Annotated in this window: 10 protein-coding genes; 5 read left to right on the top strand and 5 right to left on the bottom strand. The window is 35.9% G+C overall.

The window, feature by feature from the left end; genetic code table 11:
• Window positions 1-14: 14 nt before the first annotated feature.
• From sprA to ACP5P5_RS02685, 5 genes are all read left to right on the top strand, one after another.
• Entirely contained in the window at window positions 15-7328 is a 7314-nt protein-coding gene (sprA, locus tag ACP5P5_RS02705) for a cell surface protein SprA (protein ID WP_428284577.1), read from the top strand.
• Window positions 7329-7439: 111 nt separating this feature from the next.
• Entirely contained in the window at window positions 7440-8123 is a 684-nt protein-coding gene (locus tag ACP5P5_RS02700) for a FadR/GntR family transcriptional regulator (RefSeq protein ID WP_428284576.1), read from the top strand.
• Window positions 8124-8151: 28 nt separating this feature from the next.
• Window positions 8152-9558: a TolC family protein gene (locus tag ACP5P5_RS02695; protein WP_428284575.1), complete on the top strand. Its 1407-nt coding sequence runs from the start codon at window positions 8152-8154 to the stop codon at window positions 9556-9558.
• A 20-nt stretch (window positions 9559-9578) separates the two neighbouring features.
• Window positions 9579-12875, top strand: coding sequence for an efflux RND transporter permease subunit (locus ACP5P5_RS02690; RefSeq protein WP_428284574.1), 3297 nt, complete (start codon window positions 9579-9581; stop codon window positions 12873-12875).
• Window positions 12859-13989, top strand: a complete 1131-nt coding sequence (locus ACP5P5_RS02685; protein ID WP_428284573.1) for an efflux RND transporter periplasmic adaptor subunit — start codon at window positions 12859-12861, stop codon at window positions 13987-13989. The genes ACP5P5_RS02690 and ACP5P5_RS02685 overlap by 17 nt, the downstream gene beginning before the upstream one ends.
• A gap of 2 nt (window positions 13990-13991) precedes the next feature.
• On the opposite strand, the gene ACP5P5_RS02680 is transcribed toward ACP5P5_RS02685, so the two are convergent.
• The 5 genes from ACP5P5_RS02680 to lnt form a co-directional block, all read right to left on the bottom strand.
• On the bottom strand, window positions 13992-14759 hold the full coding sequence (locus tag ACP5P5_RS02680) for an SDR family NAD(P)-dependent oxidoreductase (protein ID WP_428284572.1): 768 nt from the start codon (window positions 14757-14759) through the stop codon (window positions 13992-13994).
• Between the two features lie 20 nt (window positions 14760-14779).
• A complete protein-coding gene (locus ACP5P5_RS02675; RefSeq protein ID WP_428284571.1) occupies window positions 14780-17452 on the bottom strand; it encodes a PKD domain-containing protein in 2673 nt (890 codons plus the stop codon).
• 86 nt (window positions 17453-17538) lie between these two features.
• On the bottom strand, window positions 17539-20151 hold the full coding sequence (locus ACP5P5_RS02670; RefSeq protein ID WP_428284570.1) for a PKD domain-containing protein: 2613 nt from the start codon (window positions 20149-20151) through the stop codon (window positions 17539-17541).
• A gap of 45 nt (window positions 20152-20196) precedes the next feature.
• Entirely contained in the window at window positions 20197-21024 is an 828-nt protein-coding gene (locus tag ACP5P5_RS02665; RefSeq protein ID WP_428284569.1) for an alpha/beta fold hydrolase, read from the bottom strand.
• A 6-nt stretch (window positions 21025-21030) separates the two neighbouring features.
• The coding region (gene lnt / locus ACP5P5_RS02660) for an apolipoprotein N-acyltransferase (protein ID WP_428284568.1) at window positions 21031-22515 on the bottom strand (1485 nt) is incomplete at its 5' end.

Here is a 22515-nt window from a genome sequence, read left to right as displayed (position 1 = left end):
CAAGCCTGCTTTTTTTGAAGAAAGGGACCTTACTGCTTACTGTTTTATTACTAACTGCTTCGGTATGCTGGATACCGGCTGTGAAAATTTTTGCACAAACCGCCGATACCCTAAAGAAGGCAAACGATTCGTTGCGCTTTCCCATTCATGACCGTAGGGGGGATTTTTTGTCCTGGCAAAATCGTAATCCTTTCGATTTGAATGATACCTCGTTTATTAAGCAGAAAGTGGAGTACGATCCAAAAACCAATCAATATTACATTTTAGAAAAAGTGGGTAATTCTTATTTTAGAAAACCTACAGCTTTAACTTTTGAAGAATATTATAAACTAAGAACACAGCAACAGCAGGATGATTATTTTAAACAACGTGCTGATGCCTTAACCTTTTTGAATAAAAAAGTTCAACGTCCACCTGCACGAGTTTATAACACTTTTTTTGATCGCATTTTTGGTGTAGGCCCTGATGGGTTAAAAGTAGATATTAAACCCCAAGGAAGTGTAGATATACAAATGGGGTATAACGGGCAAAACACTTTAAACCCTACCTTGCCCGAAGCAGCAAGACGCACCGGCGGATTTGATTTTAACTTAAACACCAACTTAAACGTTAATGCCAATATTGGTAACAAGTTAAAGCTACCTATTAATTATAATACTCTTGCCAACTTTAATTACTTGAATCAGTTAAAGTTGAACTATAAAGGAATGGATGATGAAATTATTAGAAGTATTGAAGCAGGAAATATTGCTTTCCAAACCAAGGGTACTTTAATGTCAAGTGCTCAAAATTTATTTGGTATTAAAACGCAATTACAGTTTGGTAAGTTAAGTGTTACTGCAGTATTAGCCAATCAGCAATCGCAACGACAAACACAAGCTTTGCAAGGGGGCGCAGCCATTACCAACTTTCAAAAGAAATTAGATGATTATGATGAAAATCGTGACTTTTTATTAGGGCAATATTTCAGAAGCAATTTCAATAATGCCATGAGCAACTTGCCTATTGTAAATAGCCAAGTACAAATACAACGGATAGAAGTTTGGGTAACCAATAGAAGTGGAGCTACGACAGATACAAGAGCAATAGTGGGTTTAATGGACTTAGGTGAATCGCAACCTTATAATTCAAATATACAGTCACTAACGGGGAACCCTTTACCAGATAATGCTGCAAATAACTTATACAGTAACGTTGTTCAAAATCGTGACCCTTCAACTGTTGGTGCATTTTTGCAAAGTAAGGGGTTAACACAAGTAAATGATTATGAAAAAACATTTGCCCGAAAATTAGCTCCCACAGAATTTTATTTCAATCCGCAAATCGGGTTTATTTCATTGAACGCACAATTACAACCCAATGATGTATTGGCGGTGGCATATCAATATACTTATAATGGAAGAGTATATCAAGTGGGTGAATTTTCACAAGATGTAGCTGTTGATTCTACACAAGGCGTACAAAAAGTATTGTATTTAAAATTATTGAAAGCTACTTCTGCAAGAACTAATTTGCCTATTTGGGGATTAATGATGAAAAACGTCTATTCACTTGATTTAGCCGGTGTTTCAAAAGATGGCTTTCAGTTGAATGTATTATATAATCAGCCTAGTGGAGGATTAAAAAGATATTTACCGGAATCAGCACCTTCGGTTGAAGGGAAACCATTATTAACTATTTTAAATTTAGACCGTTTAAATAATCAAAACGATCCTCAACCCGATGGAATATTCGATTACTTAGAAGGATTCACTATTCTATCACAGCAAGGGAAAATCATATTCCCGGTATTGGAACCTTTTGGAAAAGATTTGGTGAACCTTGCGTTTGCTGGTCAATCACAAGCCCTTATTCAAAAATATGCATATTATCAATTATATGATTCCATTAAAGCCATAGCACAAACTTATGCCAACGTAGATCGCTTTGTGATGCAAGGACAGGCAAAGGGAACAAGCGGTAGTGATATTTATTTGGGTGCATATAATATTCCACCCGGTTCAGTTAAGTTAACCGCAGGTGGGCAAACTTTAACAGAGGGAGTTGACTATACCATAGATTATAATTTAGGTTCAGTAAAAATTTTAAATCAGGCCATTATTAATTCAGGCATTCCGGTGAGTGTTTCTTATGAAAACAATGCTTCATTTGGTATTCAGCAACGCGGATTTTTGGGTTTGCGGTTAGATTATGCTGCCAGTAAAAAATTAGCCTTAGGAGCAACAATTGAACGTTTAAATGAACGCCCTTTTTTCACTAAAATGAATTATGGCGAAGATCCGATTCGAAATACCATGTATGGGGTAGATTTTAGTTATCATTCTAACTGGCCCGGATTGACGAGAGCTTTAAATAAATTACCATTTTACTCAACTAAAACAATGAGTACTATTGCTGCATATGGCGAAGGTGCTTTTTTTAAACCCGGCCACCCACCGCAAATAGGTTCAGGAAGTAATGGTCTTATTTACTTAGATGATTTTGAAGGTACCACTTCAAATATCGACTTGCGTTTTCCATCTACTGCATGGGCATTAGCTTCAACGCCGGCCGGCAATCCTAATTTCCCGGAAGCATTATTGATGGATTCAGTTGATTATAATAAAAACCGTGCTAAAATTGCTTGGTATAATATTGAACCCAATTTACAAGATAAGAATAGTCCCAACAATCCATTAAGAGGAAACTTGGCTGCATTAAGTGATCCAAGGGTAAGGTTAGTGTATACCAATGAATTATTTCCACAGCTAACAACCAACATTGTTAATACGCAAACTTCTACTTTCGATGTAGCCTATTATCCCACAGAAATTGGTCCTTATAACTATGATAATGATCCTTCACAAGTAACCTCAGATGGAAAATTATTAAACCCACAAAAGCGTTGGGGTGGTTTAATGCGTGCTATTGATCAAACCGATTTTGAAACGAATAATATTGAGTATGTTCAATTTTGGATTCAAGATCCTTTCATAAAAATTCCAAATAGTACAGGTGGGCAATTAATGATTGATTTTGGTAATGTAAGTGAAGATATTTTAAAAGATGGCAAACGTTTTTATGAAAATGGATTAAATACACCTACCTCACCCGCAGCTATTGATAGTAGTACAACATGGGGAAGAGTACCGGTAAACCCAATACAAGTTACCAACGCATTTAGTAACAATCCTGGAGACAGGGTGTACCAAGATGTTGGTTTTGATGGATTAGATAATGATGGTGAAAGAAGAAAGCGTACAGATTATTTGTCGAAATTAGCTGCCAATTTCGGAACAGGTTCAGCTATTTATCAAAGAGCTATTCAAGATCCTTCAAATGATGATTACAAATGGTATCGCGATCCCAGTTTTGATGCCAGCGGTGCAGGTATTTTAGAACGTTATAAAAACTTTAATAATCCGCAAGGCAACTCGCCCATTGCAACCGGCACCTCGCCTTTCTCGCCTGCTGCAACTTTATATCCAGATAATGAAGATTTAAATCGTGACAATACTTTAAATGAAGATGAAGAATATTTTGAATATCAAGTTAACCTTGCACCAGGAATGGATGTGGGTGTTACAAAATATATTTCTGACAAAAGGGTAGTACCCGTTACATATGCTGATGGTACAACCGGAACAGAAAATTGGTATTTGTTCCGAGTTCCATTAAGTGATTATGCCAGTAAAACAGGCCAAATTCCTGATTTTAAATCAATCCAATTCATGCGTATGTACTTAACCGGATTTCAAGATTCGGTTGTATTGCGTTTCGCCAAATTAGAACTAGTACGTAATCAATGGCGCCAGTTTACTTATAATTTAGATACTACAGGTTCATACACTCCAATAGATACCAGTACAATTACGTTTAATACTTTAGCCGTAAACTTGGAAGAAAATAGCAGCAGAACGCCGGTAAATTATGTTATTCCTCCGGGTATTCAAAGGGTGCAACAATTGAGTAACAATGGCATCAATATTTTACAAAATGAGCAATCGTTGAGTTTGCAGGTAGGTCATTTAACACCGGGTAATGCAAGAGCTGTTTTTAAAACATTGCCGAATTATGATATGCGTTTATACGGACGAATGTTGATGTTTGCACACGTTGAGGCTGCTCCAAATACTGCACTGCAAGATAATCAGTTAAACTTGGTAGTGAGAATTGGGCAAGATTATTTGAATAATTATTATGAAATAAAAGTGCCTTTAAAAGTTACACCACCGGGAAATTATTCTCCCGCATCAGATACTGTTGTTTGGCCAACACAAAATAATCTTGACTTTGATATACAAACGCTGATTAATTTAAAACTGCAAAGAAATAATTCCGGGGCTTCGGTGAGTACAATTTACCGACAGGTTATTGGCAACAAAACTTTTTCTGTACTTGGCAATCCAAACATTGGTGGAGTAAATGCTTTTTTAATTGGTGTTGAAAGTGCCAGCACCAATACTACACCGTTAAGTGCTGAGGTTTGGGTTGATGAATTACGACTGTCAAATATTAATGAAACGGGGGCTTATGCAGCAACGGGTAGAGTAGATATTGGGTTAGCAGATTTAGGTAAAATGTCTATTTCGGGAAGTATGCATACGGCTGGTTGGGGTTCATTAGAATCACACATAGGTCAACGAGCGTTAGATAATTTTACACAGTTCGATGCATCAATGGCAATTGATGCAGGGAAACTTTTGCCTTCTAATGCCCGATTATCAATACCGGTATTTGCTAGTTTCGATAGAACAGTAAGTTCTCCAAAATATGATCCATTTGATTTGGACATTACACTTTCTCAAAAACTAAGTGTAGCGCAAACCAAAGCCAAACGCGATTCCATTAAAAATGCAGCTATTGATCAAACGACCATTAAAACAATCAATTTTACCAATGTGCGGATAATGCCGAAAGGGAGAATTCGATTATGGAGCCTGAGTAATTTTGACGTAAGCTATTCATTTACGCAAACCGTGCAAAATAATCCCACCACTTTATTAAATAATTTAGTCAAATGGCGAGCGGGTTTGGGTTATACCTATAATGCGCCACCGAAATACAAAGAGCCTTTCAAAAAAATTATTAAAGGAAACAGCCAATGGACGGCATTCCTGCGTGATTTTAATATTAACCTACGTCCTTCGTTACTTAGTTTTAGAGCCGATATTAATAGGCAGTTTGGACAATATATTCCACGTATTATTAATACCGATCAACAACAAAGTAAGGTGTTAACAGTTGATACAACGTATAATAAATATTTTACTTTCGATAAGTATTATAATTTTCGATGGGATCTTGCCCGCTCATTGAATCTTGATTTTTCTGCTACAAGTTTTGGACGTGTAGATGAACCTTATGGTATGATTAATACTAAAGCTAAAAAGGATTCGGTTTGGCAGAATTTTATTAGTGGGGGGCGTACTACTTTGTACCAGCAACGTGCTGCAGCTACCTATACTTTGCCTTTGGCTAAGTTTCCCTTTACCAATTGGATAGCGGCACGTTATAGTTATGCCACAACCTATAACTGGATAGCTGCCAGTTTATTAGCTATTTCATTAGGTAATACCCTAGAGAATAGCCAGCAAAATAATATCAATACACAATTCGACTTTACAAGATTGTATGCAAAATCGAAATGGTTACGCAATTTAGATTATCGACCACCACCACCTCCAAAACAGTTTTTTAATAATCAAACCGGTAAACCTGTCCAAAGTCCAACAGGCGCAAAGCCTAATCCGTTAGGAATAACATTACCAACACGTGAAGAAGCAATTACCGATACTTCCGGTAATCGTTTGCACGGTAAAAAGAAAAGAATTGCTTTGAGGAAATGGCGGCAACAAAGGCGTGATTATCGAACTGCAATGCGATTACAACAGGCTAATCAACCTGCGCAAATGAATGGTGCTGTAAGAGCGGTAGGTCATTTAATAACAATGATAAAAAATGTTTCTGTAAATTATAGTGAAAATTATAATAGTCGTGTGCCCGGTTGGATGGGTAATACAACAGCTTTTGGGCAAGATATGCGAACTATGCAACCGGGTTTAGATTATGTATTTGGTAGACAACCTGATAGCAGTTGGTTAAATCGAAAAGCTGCACAAGGTTTAATAACCCGAGATAGTACCTTTAATTATTTATATCAACAAAATTTTGAACAGAAACTTGGGCTTACCGCACAATTAGAACCTATTCGAGAATTTAGGGTAGATGTAAGTTTAAATAAAGGATTTTCAAAAAATTATAGTGAATTATTTAAGGATACAACGGGGCTTGGATTGCCGCAGCAACATTTAAATCCATATTCTGCAGGTGGCTTTAGTGTTTCTTATATTGCATTTGGCACATTATTCCGAAAAACGAATCCAAATGAATTGTCTTCAACATTCCTTCAATTTGAAAACAACCGACAAGTTATATCGAAGCGGGTGGCTAATTTAAACCCTTACTGGAAACAAAACCCCACTTTTACTTCTGATGGTTTTGCTACAGGTTATGGTCGTTATTCACAAGATGTATTAATACCCGCATTCCTTTCTGCGTATACTAAAAAGGATCCGAATTCATTTCCCTTAATGAAGCAATCTGGCTCGGGTATTCGTTCTAATCCCTTTAGTGGTATTTTACCCAGACCTAACTGGCGTTTAAGCTATACAGGGTTAAGTAAAATTCCAGCTTTAGCAAAAATATTTACGGCCATTAATATAACACATGCTTATTCTGCCACATTAAGTATGAATAGTTTTGCCAGTGCATTATTATATCAAGATCCTTTCCGTTATGGTGCCCCCGGCTTTATTGATACTTTGAGTGGCAATTATATTCCTTATTATTTGGTTCCTAATATAACAATGCAAGAACAATTTGCACCATTATTGGGTGTTGAGGTAACCACAATTAAACAATTAAGCCTGAAATTGGAATATGCAAAAAGCAGGCAGTTGAGTTTAAGTTTAATTGATTATCAGTTAAGTGAAACAAATAGTACACAATGGACAACGGGATTCAATTGGCGTAAGCGAGGGCTTCGTTTGCCATTTAAATTACCGGGTATGCAAAATGCCAAACTTCAAAACGATTTAACTATCAAGTTAGATTTATCTTTTAGAAACGACGCCACCAGCAATAGCAGAATTGACCAGTCCACTGCTTATGGAACGGGTGGTCAACGTGTTGTTATCATTCAACCAGCAATTGATTATGTGTATAATAATAGAATTAATTTACGATTATTCTTTGATCAACGAAGGGTAACTCCTTATATCTCCACCTCTGCACCTACTATTGTAACAAGGGCAGGGGTATTGGTACGAATTTCATTGGCACAATAATGTTTTCAGTTTAAAATCTCATTAAAACCCTTCAAAATTGGATCAGATGTTTGTAAAAAAAAGAGTTGTTTCATTTTTCATTCTACTTTTATACATCAGATGATATGATGTATGTTTACAGAACCCGTTAAAAAAAACTCATTGAGTGATGCGGTAGCTGAAAAATTACAGAAGCTAATTGCATCAGGTAAGTTTAAAATTGGAGATCAATTACCTACCGAACCTGAATTAATGGAGCATTTTGGTGTAGGCCGTTCTACTATTCGGGAAGCTATTCGCATTTTATCTTATTCCGGTATATTAAAAGTGCAGCAGGGGGTAGGTACTTTTGTTGCTTTGCAAAATGGATCGCCTGTTCCTTGGTATAAGCGTTTACAATCGGCAAGGGGTGAGGAATTGAATGAAGTTCGCCAATTATTAGAATTAAAAATTGCTGAGAAGGCTGCTATTCATAGAACCCCTGCTCAAATAAAATGCATGCAAAAGTATTTGCATGATCGTAATACTGCCGCTCATGAAAATAATATTGTAAAAGCTGTTGAGGCAGATATTGCCTTTCATATAAAAATTGCTGAAGCTTGTAATAATAAAATTTTGAGTGATTTGTATAAAACTATTGCTGCTCAGCTAAAAAAGTATTTCATTGAAGTGTTTGTTGATACAAAACTTTTGATTCAAAAGCAGGAATTACATGAACAATTGCTGCAAAGTATTATTGATAGAGATGCAAAAAAGGCATGGAAATGTGTATCGGCAATTACTTACCATGAAAATAATGGAAATATATCCGCATAAATAGTTGATGTTCATTAATTTTTATAACATGAAGTTTTGTTTATTAAAAAAATATTCTCTGCTTGTACTATTGGTTCTTTTATTTTGTTATGGCCATTTATACGCGCAGCAGCCTTTACTACTGAGTAAAGCCATACAAACCGGGTTAAATAATTATCAAACAATAAAAGTAAAAGAGCATATTCTGAATGCCTCTAATTATTTGTTACAGAATACTAAAAATGAGTATTTACCAAATGTAGTAGCAAGTTTGCAGCAAAACTATGGAAGTATCAATGGTTTGTATGGGCCGGCAGCTCCTTATGGGGCATTAGGTATTTCATCTGCAGGACCCGTTTTTAACAGCCAACAATGGAATGCAGCTTTCGGATCATTATATTTAATATCTTCTAACTGGGAGGCCTTTACGTTTGGTAGAAAGCAATCAACTATTGCTGCAGCTCAAGCTCAGGTAAAAACCGACTCATCTGATGTGGAGCAAGAAAAATTTATACTGGGTGTAAAAATTGCCGGAGCATATTTTGATTTAATTACCGCTCGTGAACTTTTGGCTGAGGCAGAAGCTAATTTAAGTAGGGCAGATACTTTTAGAAATGTAGTTTTAGTTAGAACTTTAAATGGTTTAAATCCCGGCGTTGATTCATCTATTGCTAATTCTGAATATGCCAATGCTAAATTGGTTTTAATTGATGCTATTACTAATAAACAACAAGCTGAGAGTGCACTGGCTCAATTACTAAGGCAAAGTCCTGAAAGTTTTTTAGTAGATACTTTTTTTGTAACGCATCTTCCTTCTAATTATACAACCTCATCAAATACTGCTGATAATCCGCAATTAAAATTTTTCAATAATAAAATTCATCAAAGTGAAATTCAAACCAATGCTATCAAGAAAAGTATTTTGCCCGGAATAAACTTATTTGGAATTTTTCAGACACGTGGTTCAGGTTTTGGAACACAATACAGCACAGCATTTCCTAACGATTATTCAAAAAGTTATTTTGATGGTATTACTCCATTGCGTTCAAATTATGTGGCAGGTTTATCGCTTGCATTTAATATTATGAGTATTACTAAAGTTAAACAACAAGTATTGGCGCAAAAGGAAATAACTGAAGCTTATAAGCAACAATATGATGAGGTAGCTGTGCAGTTACAAAATACCTTAGTCTTGGCTGACCAACGCATTCAAAATACATTACTAAGCTACAAAGAAGTGCCGGTGCAATTAAAGGCAGCAAGTGATGCTTTTTTACAGAAAAAAGTACTATATGAGAATGGCTTGGCAACTATTGTTGATTTACAACAGGCCTTGTATTTGGTAAATCGTGCTGAAACTTCTGCTAAGTTGGCTTACATCAATGTTTGGCAAGCTTTACTATTAAAAGTTGCAGCTTCTGGAGATTGGAATTTATTAATACAACAAATTAACTAAAAGAATTAATATTTAGTGTAATGAATTTAATTAGAACTGCATTAAGGAATCCAATAACAATTCTGGTTTTAGTTGCTGGGTTGTTCTTTTTTGGTATTAGAGCTGTCAATAATATAAAGATAGATATTTTCCCAAATATTGATTTACCTGTAATTTATATATCACATCCTTATGGTGGTTTTACTCCTGACCAAATGGAGGCCTACTTTGGAAAAAATTATGTTAATTTATTATTGTATGTATCAGGTGTAAAAAGTATTGAAACTAAAAATATTCAAAGCTTAACGCTAATTAAGTTAACTTTTTATGAAGGAACAAATATGGCTCAAGCTGCTGCAGAGGTAACAGCATTTAGTAATAGAGCACAAACTATTTTCCCACCCGGCACACAACCACCATTTATTATACGTTTTGATGCTTCTACATTGCCGGTTGGACAATTAGTATTAAGTAGTGAAACACGCAACAATAATGAATTGCAAGATTTAGCGAATGTGTATATACGATCGGGATTTAGTTCTATTCCGGGATTAGTGTCTCCTGCTCCGTTTGGTGGCAATGCTCGTACCGTTGTAATTAAAGCCGATCCCGCTTTAATGCGTGCACATAATATTACACCCGATCAATTAGTAACTGCACTTCGTGTAAATAATCAGTCAATACCATCGGGTAATGTACGCATAGGAAATAAGAATTACTTTACACCTATCAATGCTACTATTAGAACTGTAAAAGATTTTGAAGATATTCCTATTTATACAGGCTCAGCAAATAATATATACGTAAAAGATGTTGCTACGGTTGAAGATGGTGCTGATGTAACCGTAGGATATGTTCTAGTAAATGGGAAACGTTCCGTGTATTTACCTATAACAAAATCGGCCAGTGCTTCTACCTGGGAAGTTGTACAAAATTTAAGAAAAGCAATTCCTCGTTTTCAATCTTTATTGCCTGAAGATGTTCATTTATCATATGAATTCGATCAGTCTACCTATGTAATTAATGCAGTAAAAAATTTAGTAACTGAAGGAGCCATTGGTGCAATATTAACAGGATTAATGGTGTTAATTTTTTTAGGCGATCCCCGTGGTGCTTTAATTGTAATTCTTACCATACCCATCTGCATTATTTCAGGAATTTTATTTCTTTCCTTATTTCATCAAACAATCAATATCATGACACTCAGTGGTCTTTCACTTGCAATTGGTATTTTGGTTGATGAGTCAACGGTAACTATTGAAAATATTCACCAACACCTAAGTATGGGAAAGCCAAAAGCATTGGCGGTGTGGGATGCTTGTAGTGAAATTGCTTTTCCCAAATTATTAATTCTCTTTTGTATACTCGCGGTTTTTGCACCGGCATTCACCATGAATGGAATACCGGGTTCTTTATTTTTACCATTAGCATTGGCAATTACTTTCTCAATGGTTACCTCATATATCATGTCGCAAACATTGGTACCCGTGTTGGCGAATTGGTTAATGAAACATGAATATAATCATGGGAAAGGGAAAAATAATACATCATCTGATCATGAACAATTTTTGCAAAGTGGTATTACAGCCGATTCTGAAGAGAATACCTGGCAACAAAAAGAAATGTTGTTGAATGCTAATGCAGATGATTTGAAAAATGCAGGAAGTTTTACTCGATTCCGATACAAGTTTATTGCCTTGCTGAATAAGCTAGTTCCCTATAAAAAAGCAATTACTGTTATTTATTTAGTAGGTGCAATTATAATTGCTATTTTTTTATTTTCAATTATTGGCCGGGATGTATTACCTAAAACAAATGCCGGACAATTCCAATTACGTATTAGAGATGCGGATGGTACCCGAATTGAGAAAACTGAGCAAGATGTATTAACAACTTTGAATGTTTTATATGATATCGTTGGAAAAGAAAATGTCGCTATATCATCCTCAATGATTGGTATTCATGGTTCACAGTTTTCAACCAATCCCATTTATTTATTTATGGCGGGTCCACAAGAGGCCGTTTTACAAGTAGCATTGAAAGAAGATTATAAGACAGACATGGATACTTTGAAAGATGCTATTCGCAAACGGATGGCAGTTGTATTACCTAATATTAAATTATCGTTTGAACCCATTGAATTAACCGATAAAATTTTAAGCCAAGGTTCACCCACACCTATTGAAGTTAAAATAATGGGAAAGAATAAGTTAGAAAATGAAGTAATGGCTGATAAGGTAATTGATAAATTAAAGCAAATACCTTATTTGCGCGATGTGCAGCTTGATGAGGCTATACATTATCCTGCTGTTAATGTAAATGTTGACAGGGTACGAGCAGCTCAATTGGGAACCAATGTAGCAGAAATCTCTCGTTCGTTTGTAGCAGCTACTTCTTCTTCGCGATTTACTGAAAAAAATGTTTGGATTGATCCAAAATCACAATTAAGTTATTTGGTGCAGGTTGAAATTCCCGAAGCTAAAATGTCATCTGTTTCCGACATCAATCAGATACCGTTAGTACCCGGAAGTAATCGCCCCATGTTGGGTGATGTGGCCATCATACAGGAGGATTCTGTTTATGGACAAGATGATGATATCGGTTCTATTCCTAATTTATCAGTAACCGCTAACATTTATAAAAAAGATTTAGGCACAGCAACACACGATGTTGAAAATGCAATAAAAAGTATTGGAAAACCACCACGAGGTTTATTTATTGAAACCAGAGGATTAAGTCAAGTGCTAACAGAAACATTGAGTAGTTTGCAAGGAGGATTAATTACTGCTATTGTAGTAATCTTTTTAATGCTGGCAGCTAATTTTCAATCGTTCAAAGTTTCACTAGTTGTATTAGCAGCAGTTCCGGCAGTTTTGTTAGGATCATTAATTATGCTGATGCTTACCCATTCAACGCTTAATTTACAATCATATATGGGAATTATTATGTCGGTCGGAGTATCCATATCTAACACAGTGTTGTTAATTACCAATGCTGAAGCCTTAAGACTAAAAAATGGTGATGCATTACTTTCCGCAAAAGAAGCTGCAGCTATTAGGTTACGCCCAATTTTAATGACTACTGCCGCCATGGTAATGGGTATGTTGCCCATGGCAGCGGGCTTGGGTGAGGGTGGTGCTCAAGCTGCTCCACTAGGAAGGGCAGTGATTGGTGGATTGTTAGCATCAACTATTGTGGTATTGTTAATTTTGCCTTTACTCTTCTCATGGGTGCAGCAAAAAACTTCAACACAATCTGTTTCATTAGATCCACATGATAAACATAGTAAATTTTATATACCTGAATTAGATAATACTAAACATGAAAACGAACTTTAAACCCTGGCTTTATTTTTTAATTGTGCCTTTTTTAGTAATGGCATTTGGTTGTAATAATACGAAGGATAATAAAAAAAATACAACAGATAGTACAACTAAGGTTAGTACTCCGGTATTTGTGGTGCAAAAAGAAAATTTACAGGGTAATTTAAAATTGCCCGGTGAGTTAATAGCTTATCAGGAAGTGAATATTTATGCTAAAGTAAATAGTTTTGTAAAAGATGTTTTAGTAGATGTGGGCAGTCAGGTACACCAAGGTCAATTATTAGCAACTACAGAAGCTCCTGAAATTAATGCACAACTATCTGCTGCAGAATCAAAATTAAAATCATTAGAAGCTACCTATATTGCAAGTGATGCTGCTTATAAACGACTTTTAAATACCAGTAAAACTCCGGGTACTATATCCCCCAATGATTTAGATTTGGCATTGGCTAAACAGAAATCTGATTTTGCACAATGGCAAGCAGCAAAAGCAGCTTATAAAGAAATATTGGATACAAAGAAATATTTAACCATTCAAGCCCCTTTTACCGGAATGATTACTTTGCGTAACGTCAATCCGGGTGCGTATGTAGGTCCATCTGGTAAAGGGCAAGATGTTCCCATGTTTGTGTTACAACAACGCGATAGATTAAGATTAGTTGTTTTAATTCCTGAACAATATTCGCGTTATTTAACGCCGGACAGTAAAATTCATTTTAAAGTGAAAGCATATCCTGATGTTGATTTTACAGCATCTATTAATCGAATGGCAGGTGCATTGGATTCAAAATTACGTTCACAACGTATTGAAATGGATGTATATAATACTGATAAACGATTATTGCCCGGTATGATAGCTGAAGTAAATATTCCACTCTTTACAAAAGAGCCTCATTTGGTAGTACCCAAATCGGCAATTTTATATTCTACTACCGGTACTTTTGTTTTGGCAGTTCATGAAAATAAAGTGAACTGGGTACCTATTCAACGTGGTAATGAAGATAGTACTCGAGTAGAAATATTTGGTAATATTTTACCCGGTGATACTTTAGTGCAAACAGTTAATGAAGAAATTAGAGATGGTAGTACTTTGCAGCACCTAATTATCAATTCAAAAAACAAACAATAGAGTTATTCTTTGTAAAATAGGTTTGAATTAGCTTGAGCTGTGCTCGTTACAATTAGTTCATTAATACAAACATGTTCGGGTAAAGTGGCACAGTAATAAGCAATGTTTGCTATATCACTGGCATATAAAGGCGTATAGCCTTCATAAACTGACTTGGCAGTGGCTTCATTTCCTTTAAATCGTACAATTGAAAATTCTGTTTCTGCCGCTCCGGGATGTATGGCTGTAACCTTTATTTTATGTGGTAATAAATCTATACGCATAGCTTTACTTAAAGCATCTACCGCATGTTTGCTGGCACAATAACCATTGCCATTCAAATAAACTTCTTTCCCCGCAATTGAACCAATATTTATTATGTGTCCCTTCTTGTGTGGAATCATATAGGGTAATACTGCTTTAGTAACATACATTAAACCTTTAACATTAGTATTCAACATTATTTCCCAATCTTCTAAATTGGCCTTGTCAAATGGTTCTCTACCTAATGCTAATCCGGCATTATTTACCAGTATATCAATCTTTTTCCATTCAGATGGTAAATTATTTATGGCGTTAAATACAGCATCTTTTTTCTGTACATCAAATACTAGTGGGAGAACATTTATGCCCATTTTTTCTAATTCTGAACATAATTCGTTTAAGCGATTTTCTCTTCTACCTGTAACAATTAAGTTCCATTTATTTTGTGCAAAAATTTTTGCTATTGCTTTTCCAAATCCGGAAGTTGCTCCTGTAATGAGTATAATATTTTCCATATGAAATTTCATTGAATATTTTGAAAACAAAATTACCTGATTAACACTATGGTTCCATTTTTTGTTATAGTATTTCCTAAATAATCAACCCCTTTTGCCATAAATATATATGCCCCGCTTGGTTGTGCAGTGCCGTTTAGTGTACCATCCCATCCAGCATTCGGTTGTGCAGTTGAATAAATGAGTTGTCCCCAACGGTTGTATATACTAAAATAATCTAATCGACTAATCCCTAATAAAATGGGACGCATAATATCATTTTTACCATCTCCATTTGGTGTAAAGGCTTTGGGAACAAGAATATCAGGTCCGGTATTATATACTTTCACTAAAATACTATTTTGGCCAGTACATCCCGCAGTTAATTCAGTTGCTTTTACTGTGAAAGTTACATCGGTTACAGGTGTATTAATAATGGCAATTGGATGAGAAATGGATGGATTATTTAAATATTCACTGGGTGTCCAAGTATAAGCGAAATTGCTACTATCAGCTAATATCGCTTTTAGTTGTAAAGGTTGATTAAGGACTACTGAAGTGTCGGCACCTACGTCAATGGTAATGGGTTGTATAACTTTTACTAAAACGCTATCGGATACGGCTTTTATGCATCCACTGTTATTTTTACCTGTTAAAACATAGTAAGTGGTTTTATTGGGGCCGGCTGTTGGATTAAGTGTGTTGGCATTTAGTAAAGTATTACTTGGCGACCAACTAAAATTTTCTGCATTGGTAGTACCACTAAGTTGCGTTGTATTGCCAAAACAAATATTAGCATTTCCACTCGCAGTAACAGTGGGATATGGGAAAACCTTTACGTTTACAGTGTCATAAGCAGGACATTTTCCCAAATTAGCTTGAACATAATACGTTGTATTGGTTAGTGGTGCCACCTTTGGATATTTAACCTGTGCAATGGGTACACCATTAGACCCCTTCCACTGATAACTTAACGCATAGCTTACTGTGTTAAATTGTATTGTATCAGTTTGGCATATACTAGTATCTGGCCCAGCATTAACGGTAATGAATTGCAGTACATTTATCTGTATGGAATCTTTATTTAAGCAACCATTGTTATTTACTGTAACTACATATACTGCAGTGTCTTTAGGATGTACCATTGGATTAGCTGAAGTAGCATTAATAATGCTATTGGGCGATTGTATACTGCTCCATTGAAAGGTACTACCCGGGCTGTTGGCTATTAACGGAAGTGTATCAATACTACAAATAAGGGTGTCGTGAAAGGGTAGGAATAAATAGGGTTTATCGGGAACGTTAATTACTTTCGATAAAGTATCTACACACCCTTTGTTACTGGTTACAGTTAAAAACACTGTTTTACTACCAGTTGAACCATAAGTGTAGGAAGGATTTTGTTGCGATGAAGTATCAGAAGAAGTATTAGCATCACCAAAATTCCATTGCCAGCTATTAATTACACCATATTGTGCAACACTTATATCTTTAAATTGATAGGGGTTTAATATGCAACTGCCATTCACTGAAAAATTTGCTTTAAAACCCGGAAAAACGGATACTCGTGCACTTGTGGAATCAGTACAACCACCGGTTGCAGTAACTTTCAACTTCATGGTGTAAGTACCGGTGTCGGAATAAGTATATGTAGGTGTTGGTTTACTGGAGGTGTCGAAATTTGAATTTTTAGTATCGCCAAATTTCCAGGCATATGCAATAATGTTAGGGTTAGTACTTTCATTAGAAAAATTAAATGTAAAATTGTTACAATTAATGTATTTGGGATTCAGATCAGCTCCATTCACAGAACAATCACCAATGGTTAAGATAAAATCTTTTCGATGCCTATCTAATAAAATGCCATTACGCCATTCTTCCACTACAACACAAACAATATATTTACCTGCGGGTGGAGCAATACCACTAATTAAGCCTGTATTCACATTAATTGTTACACCACTTCCTAATGGTTGTAAACCGGAATATGGGGCTATATAATTTACTGGCACGGGTTGTAGAAGAGGTATTAGTGATGGGTCGGGATCAGGTGTACTCGTTCCAACGTAATTTCCTGGTGTACCATCATAAGCAGGTGTAAATTTATAAGCTAACGAATCACCATCGGGATCCGATGCAGAGTAGTTAAAAGTAAAGCCGGTGTTTTTGCAAACAATGGTTGTGTCGCTAATAGTAAAAACCGGACTGCTATTGAAACCGGTAGGTAATTGTTGAGTGCCGGGAATTTCTGCTGTAAAAGTTGCACCTACACTACTGCCGGCAACATTTTGTACCACTGCTCTTGAATATCGCACCCATGAAAGGGTATAGCCATTGGGCGTAATGGGTAAATCAATTGTACTACTGTAAGTACCTACTTGGTAACAAGCAATAGGATTACCTGTTAAACACGGATTAATGCCCGGCGTGTTTTGTATACTGGGTGGATTACCTACAAACTGTTGTGCCAGTTTTAGTTGCGAAATATAATTACCTGTTGATTTATCGTAAATGCCAATGGTAACATTTTCACCATTTAGTTGTGCTGAGGTAGATGGGGCATTACATTCTCTAAACAAGCGCATGGTAATTAAATAGCGCGCTGTGTTTGGAGAAGCTCCCGGCCCCTGGTACAAATAACTTAGTTCACCTGCGGCAATATGTACTGCAAAACTTTTGAATATGAATGCATGTAATATTAGTATAACAAATAAAATTTTCCGCATGTTTTTTTAAAGGGTATCAAGTAAGGTGAATAGTAAATGTACAAAACCATTGTATTCAAAGATAATTGGAGGCTAATATTTGCTACTCATCGAATTAAAACAACAGTACCTTTTTTAAATACTTTTTTTCCTGTAAAATCAATCCCCTCCACTGTATAAACATAAGCACCAGATGGTTGCATGGTGCCGTTATATGTTCCATCCCAACCTTCACCAAATTGGTGTGAGGTAAAAATAAGTTGCCCCCATCTATTATAAATGTTAAAATAAAGTAAAGAAGTTATACCAACGGGTATGGGTTTTAGTATGTCATTTTTGTTATCATTATTGGGTGTAAATGCTGAAGGAATAAATATATCAGGACCGGTTTTAAAAATTCTAACCCATAATTTATTATTGCCTGTACATCCTGCACTAGTGGTTGCAGTTACAGTGTATTGTATAGAGTCATTTAACCCATTAAATGTAGCGATTGGGTTTGGAATATTAGCGTTGTTTAAAAAAGAGGAAGGTGTCCACAAATATTGTACAGTTATACCCGTACTATCACTATCATAATTGCTTTTTGCAAATAATTGTAAGGGTTGGTTAACCACCACAGCAGTATCATTTCCTGCATTCACTTTAACTGGTTTGTAAACAGTTACTACAATTGTATCAATTATGGGTTTAATACATCCGGTATCATATCTTACTGTTAGTAAGTAAGGTGTGGTACTACCTGGGGCAACCGTTGGTTGTAAAGTATTACTATTTAGCATGTTGCTGTTAGGGCTCCATGAAAATATAGACGCATTGGTAGATGCATTTAATTGTGTTCTGCTGCCAAAACATATACCTACGTCGGTTCCTGCATTAGCGCTAGGATAAGGGTCGGCAATTATACGGGTATAAGCTGTATCACGGCATTTACCTAAGTTGGCAATTAACCGATAATTAGTTGATGCACTTGGTTTAAACAAGGGGCTTTTAATTTTTGGATTATCAATACCTGTTGCCGGCGACCATTCATAACCCAAAGCTTCACTTATAGGATATAACCGAAAAGTATCGGTTAAACAAACCGTAGTATCTGCAACCACTTTAACAGTTATAGAATCTAATACCCTCACTCTAACGGTGTCTTTGCTAATACAGCCATTATTGTTTACAGTAACTTGGTAGGTAGTGGTTGTTTTTGGATAAACGAGCGGTGTAGCTGTGTTTTCGTTTATAATATTATAACTGGGCGACCAATTATAGGAGCCATTACTTGTTGATTGCAATTGTAGGGTATCTATACTACAAATAAGCGTATCGCGGAATGGAAGATTAAGCGGTGGATTGCTATATATTATAACAGATTGTTTGGCCGTATCAACGCAACCTTTATCACTTTGAGAAATTAGTGTAACTAAAACAGTTCCGGGTGCCGAATAGGTATAAGAAGGGTTTTGTTGTTTTGAAAAAGCTGCATTTGAATTAGGGTCACCAAAGTTCCATTGCCATTTAGTAACGGTGCCGTATTTTGCATTGCTTTGATCTGTAAATTGAAAAGGACGTAAGTAGCAATCGCCCTGCACACTAAAAGCCGCCTTGTATCCCGGATAAACCATCACAATGGTACTATCAGTTCCTATACATGAATTGGGGCCGGTTACAGTTAAATGTGCAACAAATCGGCCGGTGTCTAGGTAAGTGTATTGTAAAGTAGGAGTATTTGCAGAAAAGGTAGGATTCGCAGGATCACCAACAGTCCATTGATAAGATAAAATGGACGAAGAAGTTGATTGATTTTCAAAATAAACCGTATAGTCTTTGCAGTTTACGATGCTTGATGGTAGATCTGCTTCAATAATATCACATGATTGTACTTTTAAAATAAAATCTTTCCTGTGATAACCAATTTGCTTACCATTTCTAAATTCCGCTATGCAAACATTAACCACATATTGTCCCGCCGGGGGTGCCGTGCCACTAATAATGCCGGTAACAGGATCAATACTAACATCAGGGCCTAAAGGCATAGTACCGCTATAAGCTCCGCCATAGGGTACCGATGTAAGTGAAAGTATTTGGGGTGGGGCTTGATTTTGGCCTGTATTAGGTGCAGTATAAGCTTCACAAAAAGTATAACTCAAAGAATCATTATCAGGATCAACTGCACTAAAATCTAAGTTGAATTTTTTATTTGCACACACTAAAGTTGTGTCTTTTATTTTATATTCGGGGCTGCTGTTGTGGCCAACAGGTAAAGTGTTAGTGCCGGGTAAAAAAGTTACATAATTACTGCCAACATTATTTGTACTTAGGTTTGAAATATTATCTATACGGCAGCAACCCATACGCGAAAGTGTATATCCATTTTGGTTAATAGGCAAATCTATGGTATTCGTAAATAATGCTATTTGATAGCATACACTTACATTGCCTACTAAACAAGGTATTAAAGCAGTATTAAGTTGTATGGTTGAAATACCTCCCGTTAAAGGCAGTACTAGTGTTTGAACCAAGGTGTTTCCATCATAAAAACCTACTATAACATTTTCCGATTGTAATAAGGGGCCTGTTGAAGCACAATCTCTAAACAAACGTAAGGTTACTTGGTAGCTATTGGTACCAGGAGTAGCACCGGGGCCTAAGTATTTATAAAATAATTCGCCACCCGCAACATGCCTTGCATGAGCAGCAAATACAAACAACATAGCCAATGCTATCAAAATATTTTTTTTATTGAATACTATGTTGTAAAAAAAAATCATTTATTAAAGTTGTAAAGATGATGAATATATGGTTTTTAAAAATTCTTCAAAATATTCATTCACTTTATTAGGTGATTCTAACATACCCATATGTCCCACATTTTCTAAAATGTGTACATAGGAACAAGTAGGTAAATGCAATTGTTGTAGTACATCATTCATTGGTGCAGCAATGTCTTCTGTTCCAATAATAAATAACACCGGACAGCCAGCATTTTTTAAAACATTTGTTCTATCGGGTCTTATGCGCATAGCTTCATAATACTGTTGGCAGGCTGTGGTATTGAACACATTGGCCTGTGCAATTAGTAGATCTACTTTTTCGGGAAATGCTGCTTTAAAATTGGCCCCAAATAAATTAGGAATGGTGGTTTTAATGAATGCAAAGGCACCATAGTCTTGCATTATTCTAATGCCTTTCAACCGATTCGCTTTTTTTTCTTCGCTATCTGCAAAAGCGGTTGAATGCACTAAACCAAAACCTTTTAATAGGGAAGGGTATATTTCTGCAAATGCTAATGTAATATAGCCGCCTAAACTATGCCCAAGCATTACTAATGAAGTAATATTTTCTGCCTCAACAATGGCATGTAAGGCAATTGCATAATCTTTTATTTCAATTGGATTATCATTTTCCGATTGTAATAAAGTTGATTTGCCCGTTCCGGGAATAAAGGGTGTGATGACAGTATAATTCGATTGTAAATATTGCACTTGATTATTCCAAATGGAAGCATATTCGCCAAAACCATGAATTAACATTACCACAGGGCCATTTCCTTCCATACCATAAGCAATGGTTCCATTTTTATACTTACAAACTTTTTCCATAATGCATTATTTTCTTAGGCGCAAAGCCAACCATCGATACAATTGATATAAAATTACTAATAAGGCAATAAAGCCTGCTATTTTGTATAACCAATCGCCCCATTTTACATAGAAAGTGGTAGTGGTTTCAGTGGGAATGTTATAGCGAATTACAGCAGGTTCATTATATTCTGTTGAAGTTATGATTTGTCCGGTTGGACTAATTACGGCACTAATACCTGTGTTGGCACTTCGTGCAATAAATTTTCGGGTTTCTATGGCTCTTAAACGAGCATAATTCAAATGTTGTAAATGTCCTGGCGTATTCCCCCACCATCCATCGTTGGTAATAATGGTTAACAAGTTGGCACCTTTACGAACATAGTCAGCAACATATCCACCATAAATACTTTCGTAACAAATAATGGGTGCCATTTTGTAAGGATTATCAGGCTCGGAAAATACTACCGCACCGGTATCCCTTCCATAGCCGCCGGTTGTTCCCCCAAATTGTTCAAATATGGGAGCCATAAAATTTAAAAAAGTGGGTAACGATTCTACCCCCGGCACTAATTTGCTTTTGTTGTAAAATTGGTTGGGCTGGCCAATATGCAGTGCTACTGCACTATTAAATGCATCAAAATAAGTACCATTAGGCATTGCATGTGCTGTAGGTGTTGCTTTTTCATTACCATAGGTTACATAACTTTCTACACCTGTAAGTAATGTAATATTAGAATGTTGTTGTAAAAATTTGAATACCGGTTGATATATTCCAGCACCGGATAATTGGCTCTGTGCTACAGGTTCAGGTAAAGCTGTTTCGGGCCATATTACCAAATTGGTTTCATTATTGATGGCCGAATCACTAAGGCCAATTAACCGTTGTAGTTGTGCTTGTGTTGAAAGACTTTCAAATTTTTGGTAAGGATCTATATTTGGCTGAACAATTACTACATTGCTACTATTGTTGTTGTTATGTATGTTTGGAATTGAAAAATAACTGATAAGAATTGGGAAAATGAGAACAATGAAAGCAGAAAGTAATTTTTTAAAAGGTACTTTTTTAACTTCCAGAAATTCCTGTAGTAATTTAAAGAAAAGCAGGTTTACTATCAAAACCCATAACGTACCCCCGCTTACGCCTGTAATAGAATACCATTGTATCCAGTTGGGATGGTTAGCAAAAACATTTCCTAATGTTAACCATGGCCAACTTAATTGCCAGTTTAAGTGAATCCATTCAAACAACATCCAATAAACAATGAAGCCCAAATTGCTATAAAATTTGTTGCCTACATTTTTTAATTTGTAATAACCCCAAAGTGGAATGCACATTAAAATGGAATTGGCAATCATGGCGGCAATGCTACCTACATCTGTAGAATTCCATATCCACCAAGTGGTACCTACATTCCAAATTAACATGCTTAAAAATGCATAGCCTATGAATGTTCGTATTTTTGAAACAGTATTTGCTATTTGCAATAAGGGAACCCATGCAAAGAAAAT

Origin of the sequence: Hydrotalea sp. (assembly GCF_049968455.1) — a bacterium.
In the GTDB taxonomy this organism is placed as follows: domain Bacteria; phylum Bacteroidota; class Bacteroidia; order Chitinophagales; family Chitinophagaceae; genus Hydrotalea.
The sequence above is the reverse complement of the archived record's forward strand: the minus strand, read 5'-3'. Positions and strand labels throughout refer to the sequence as shown.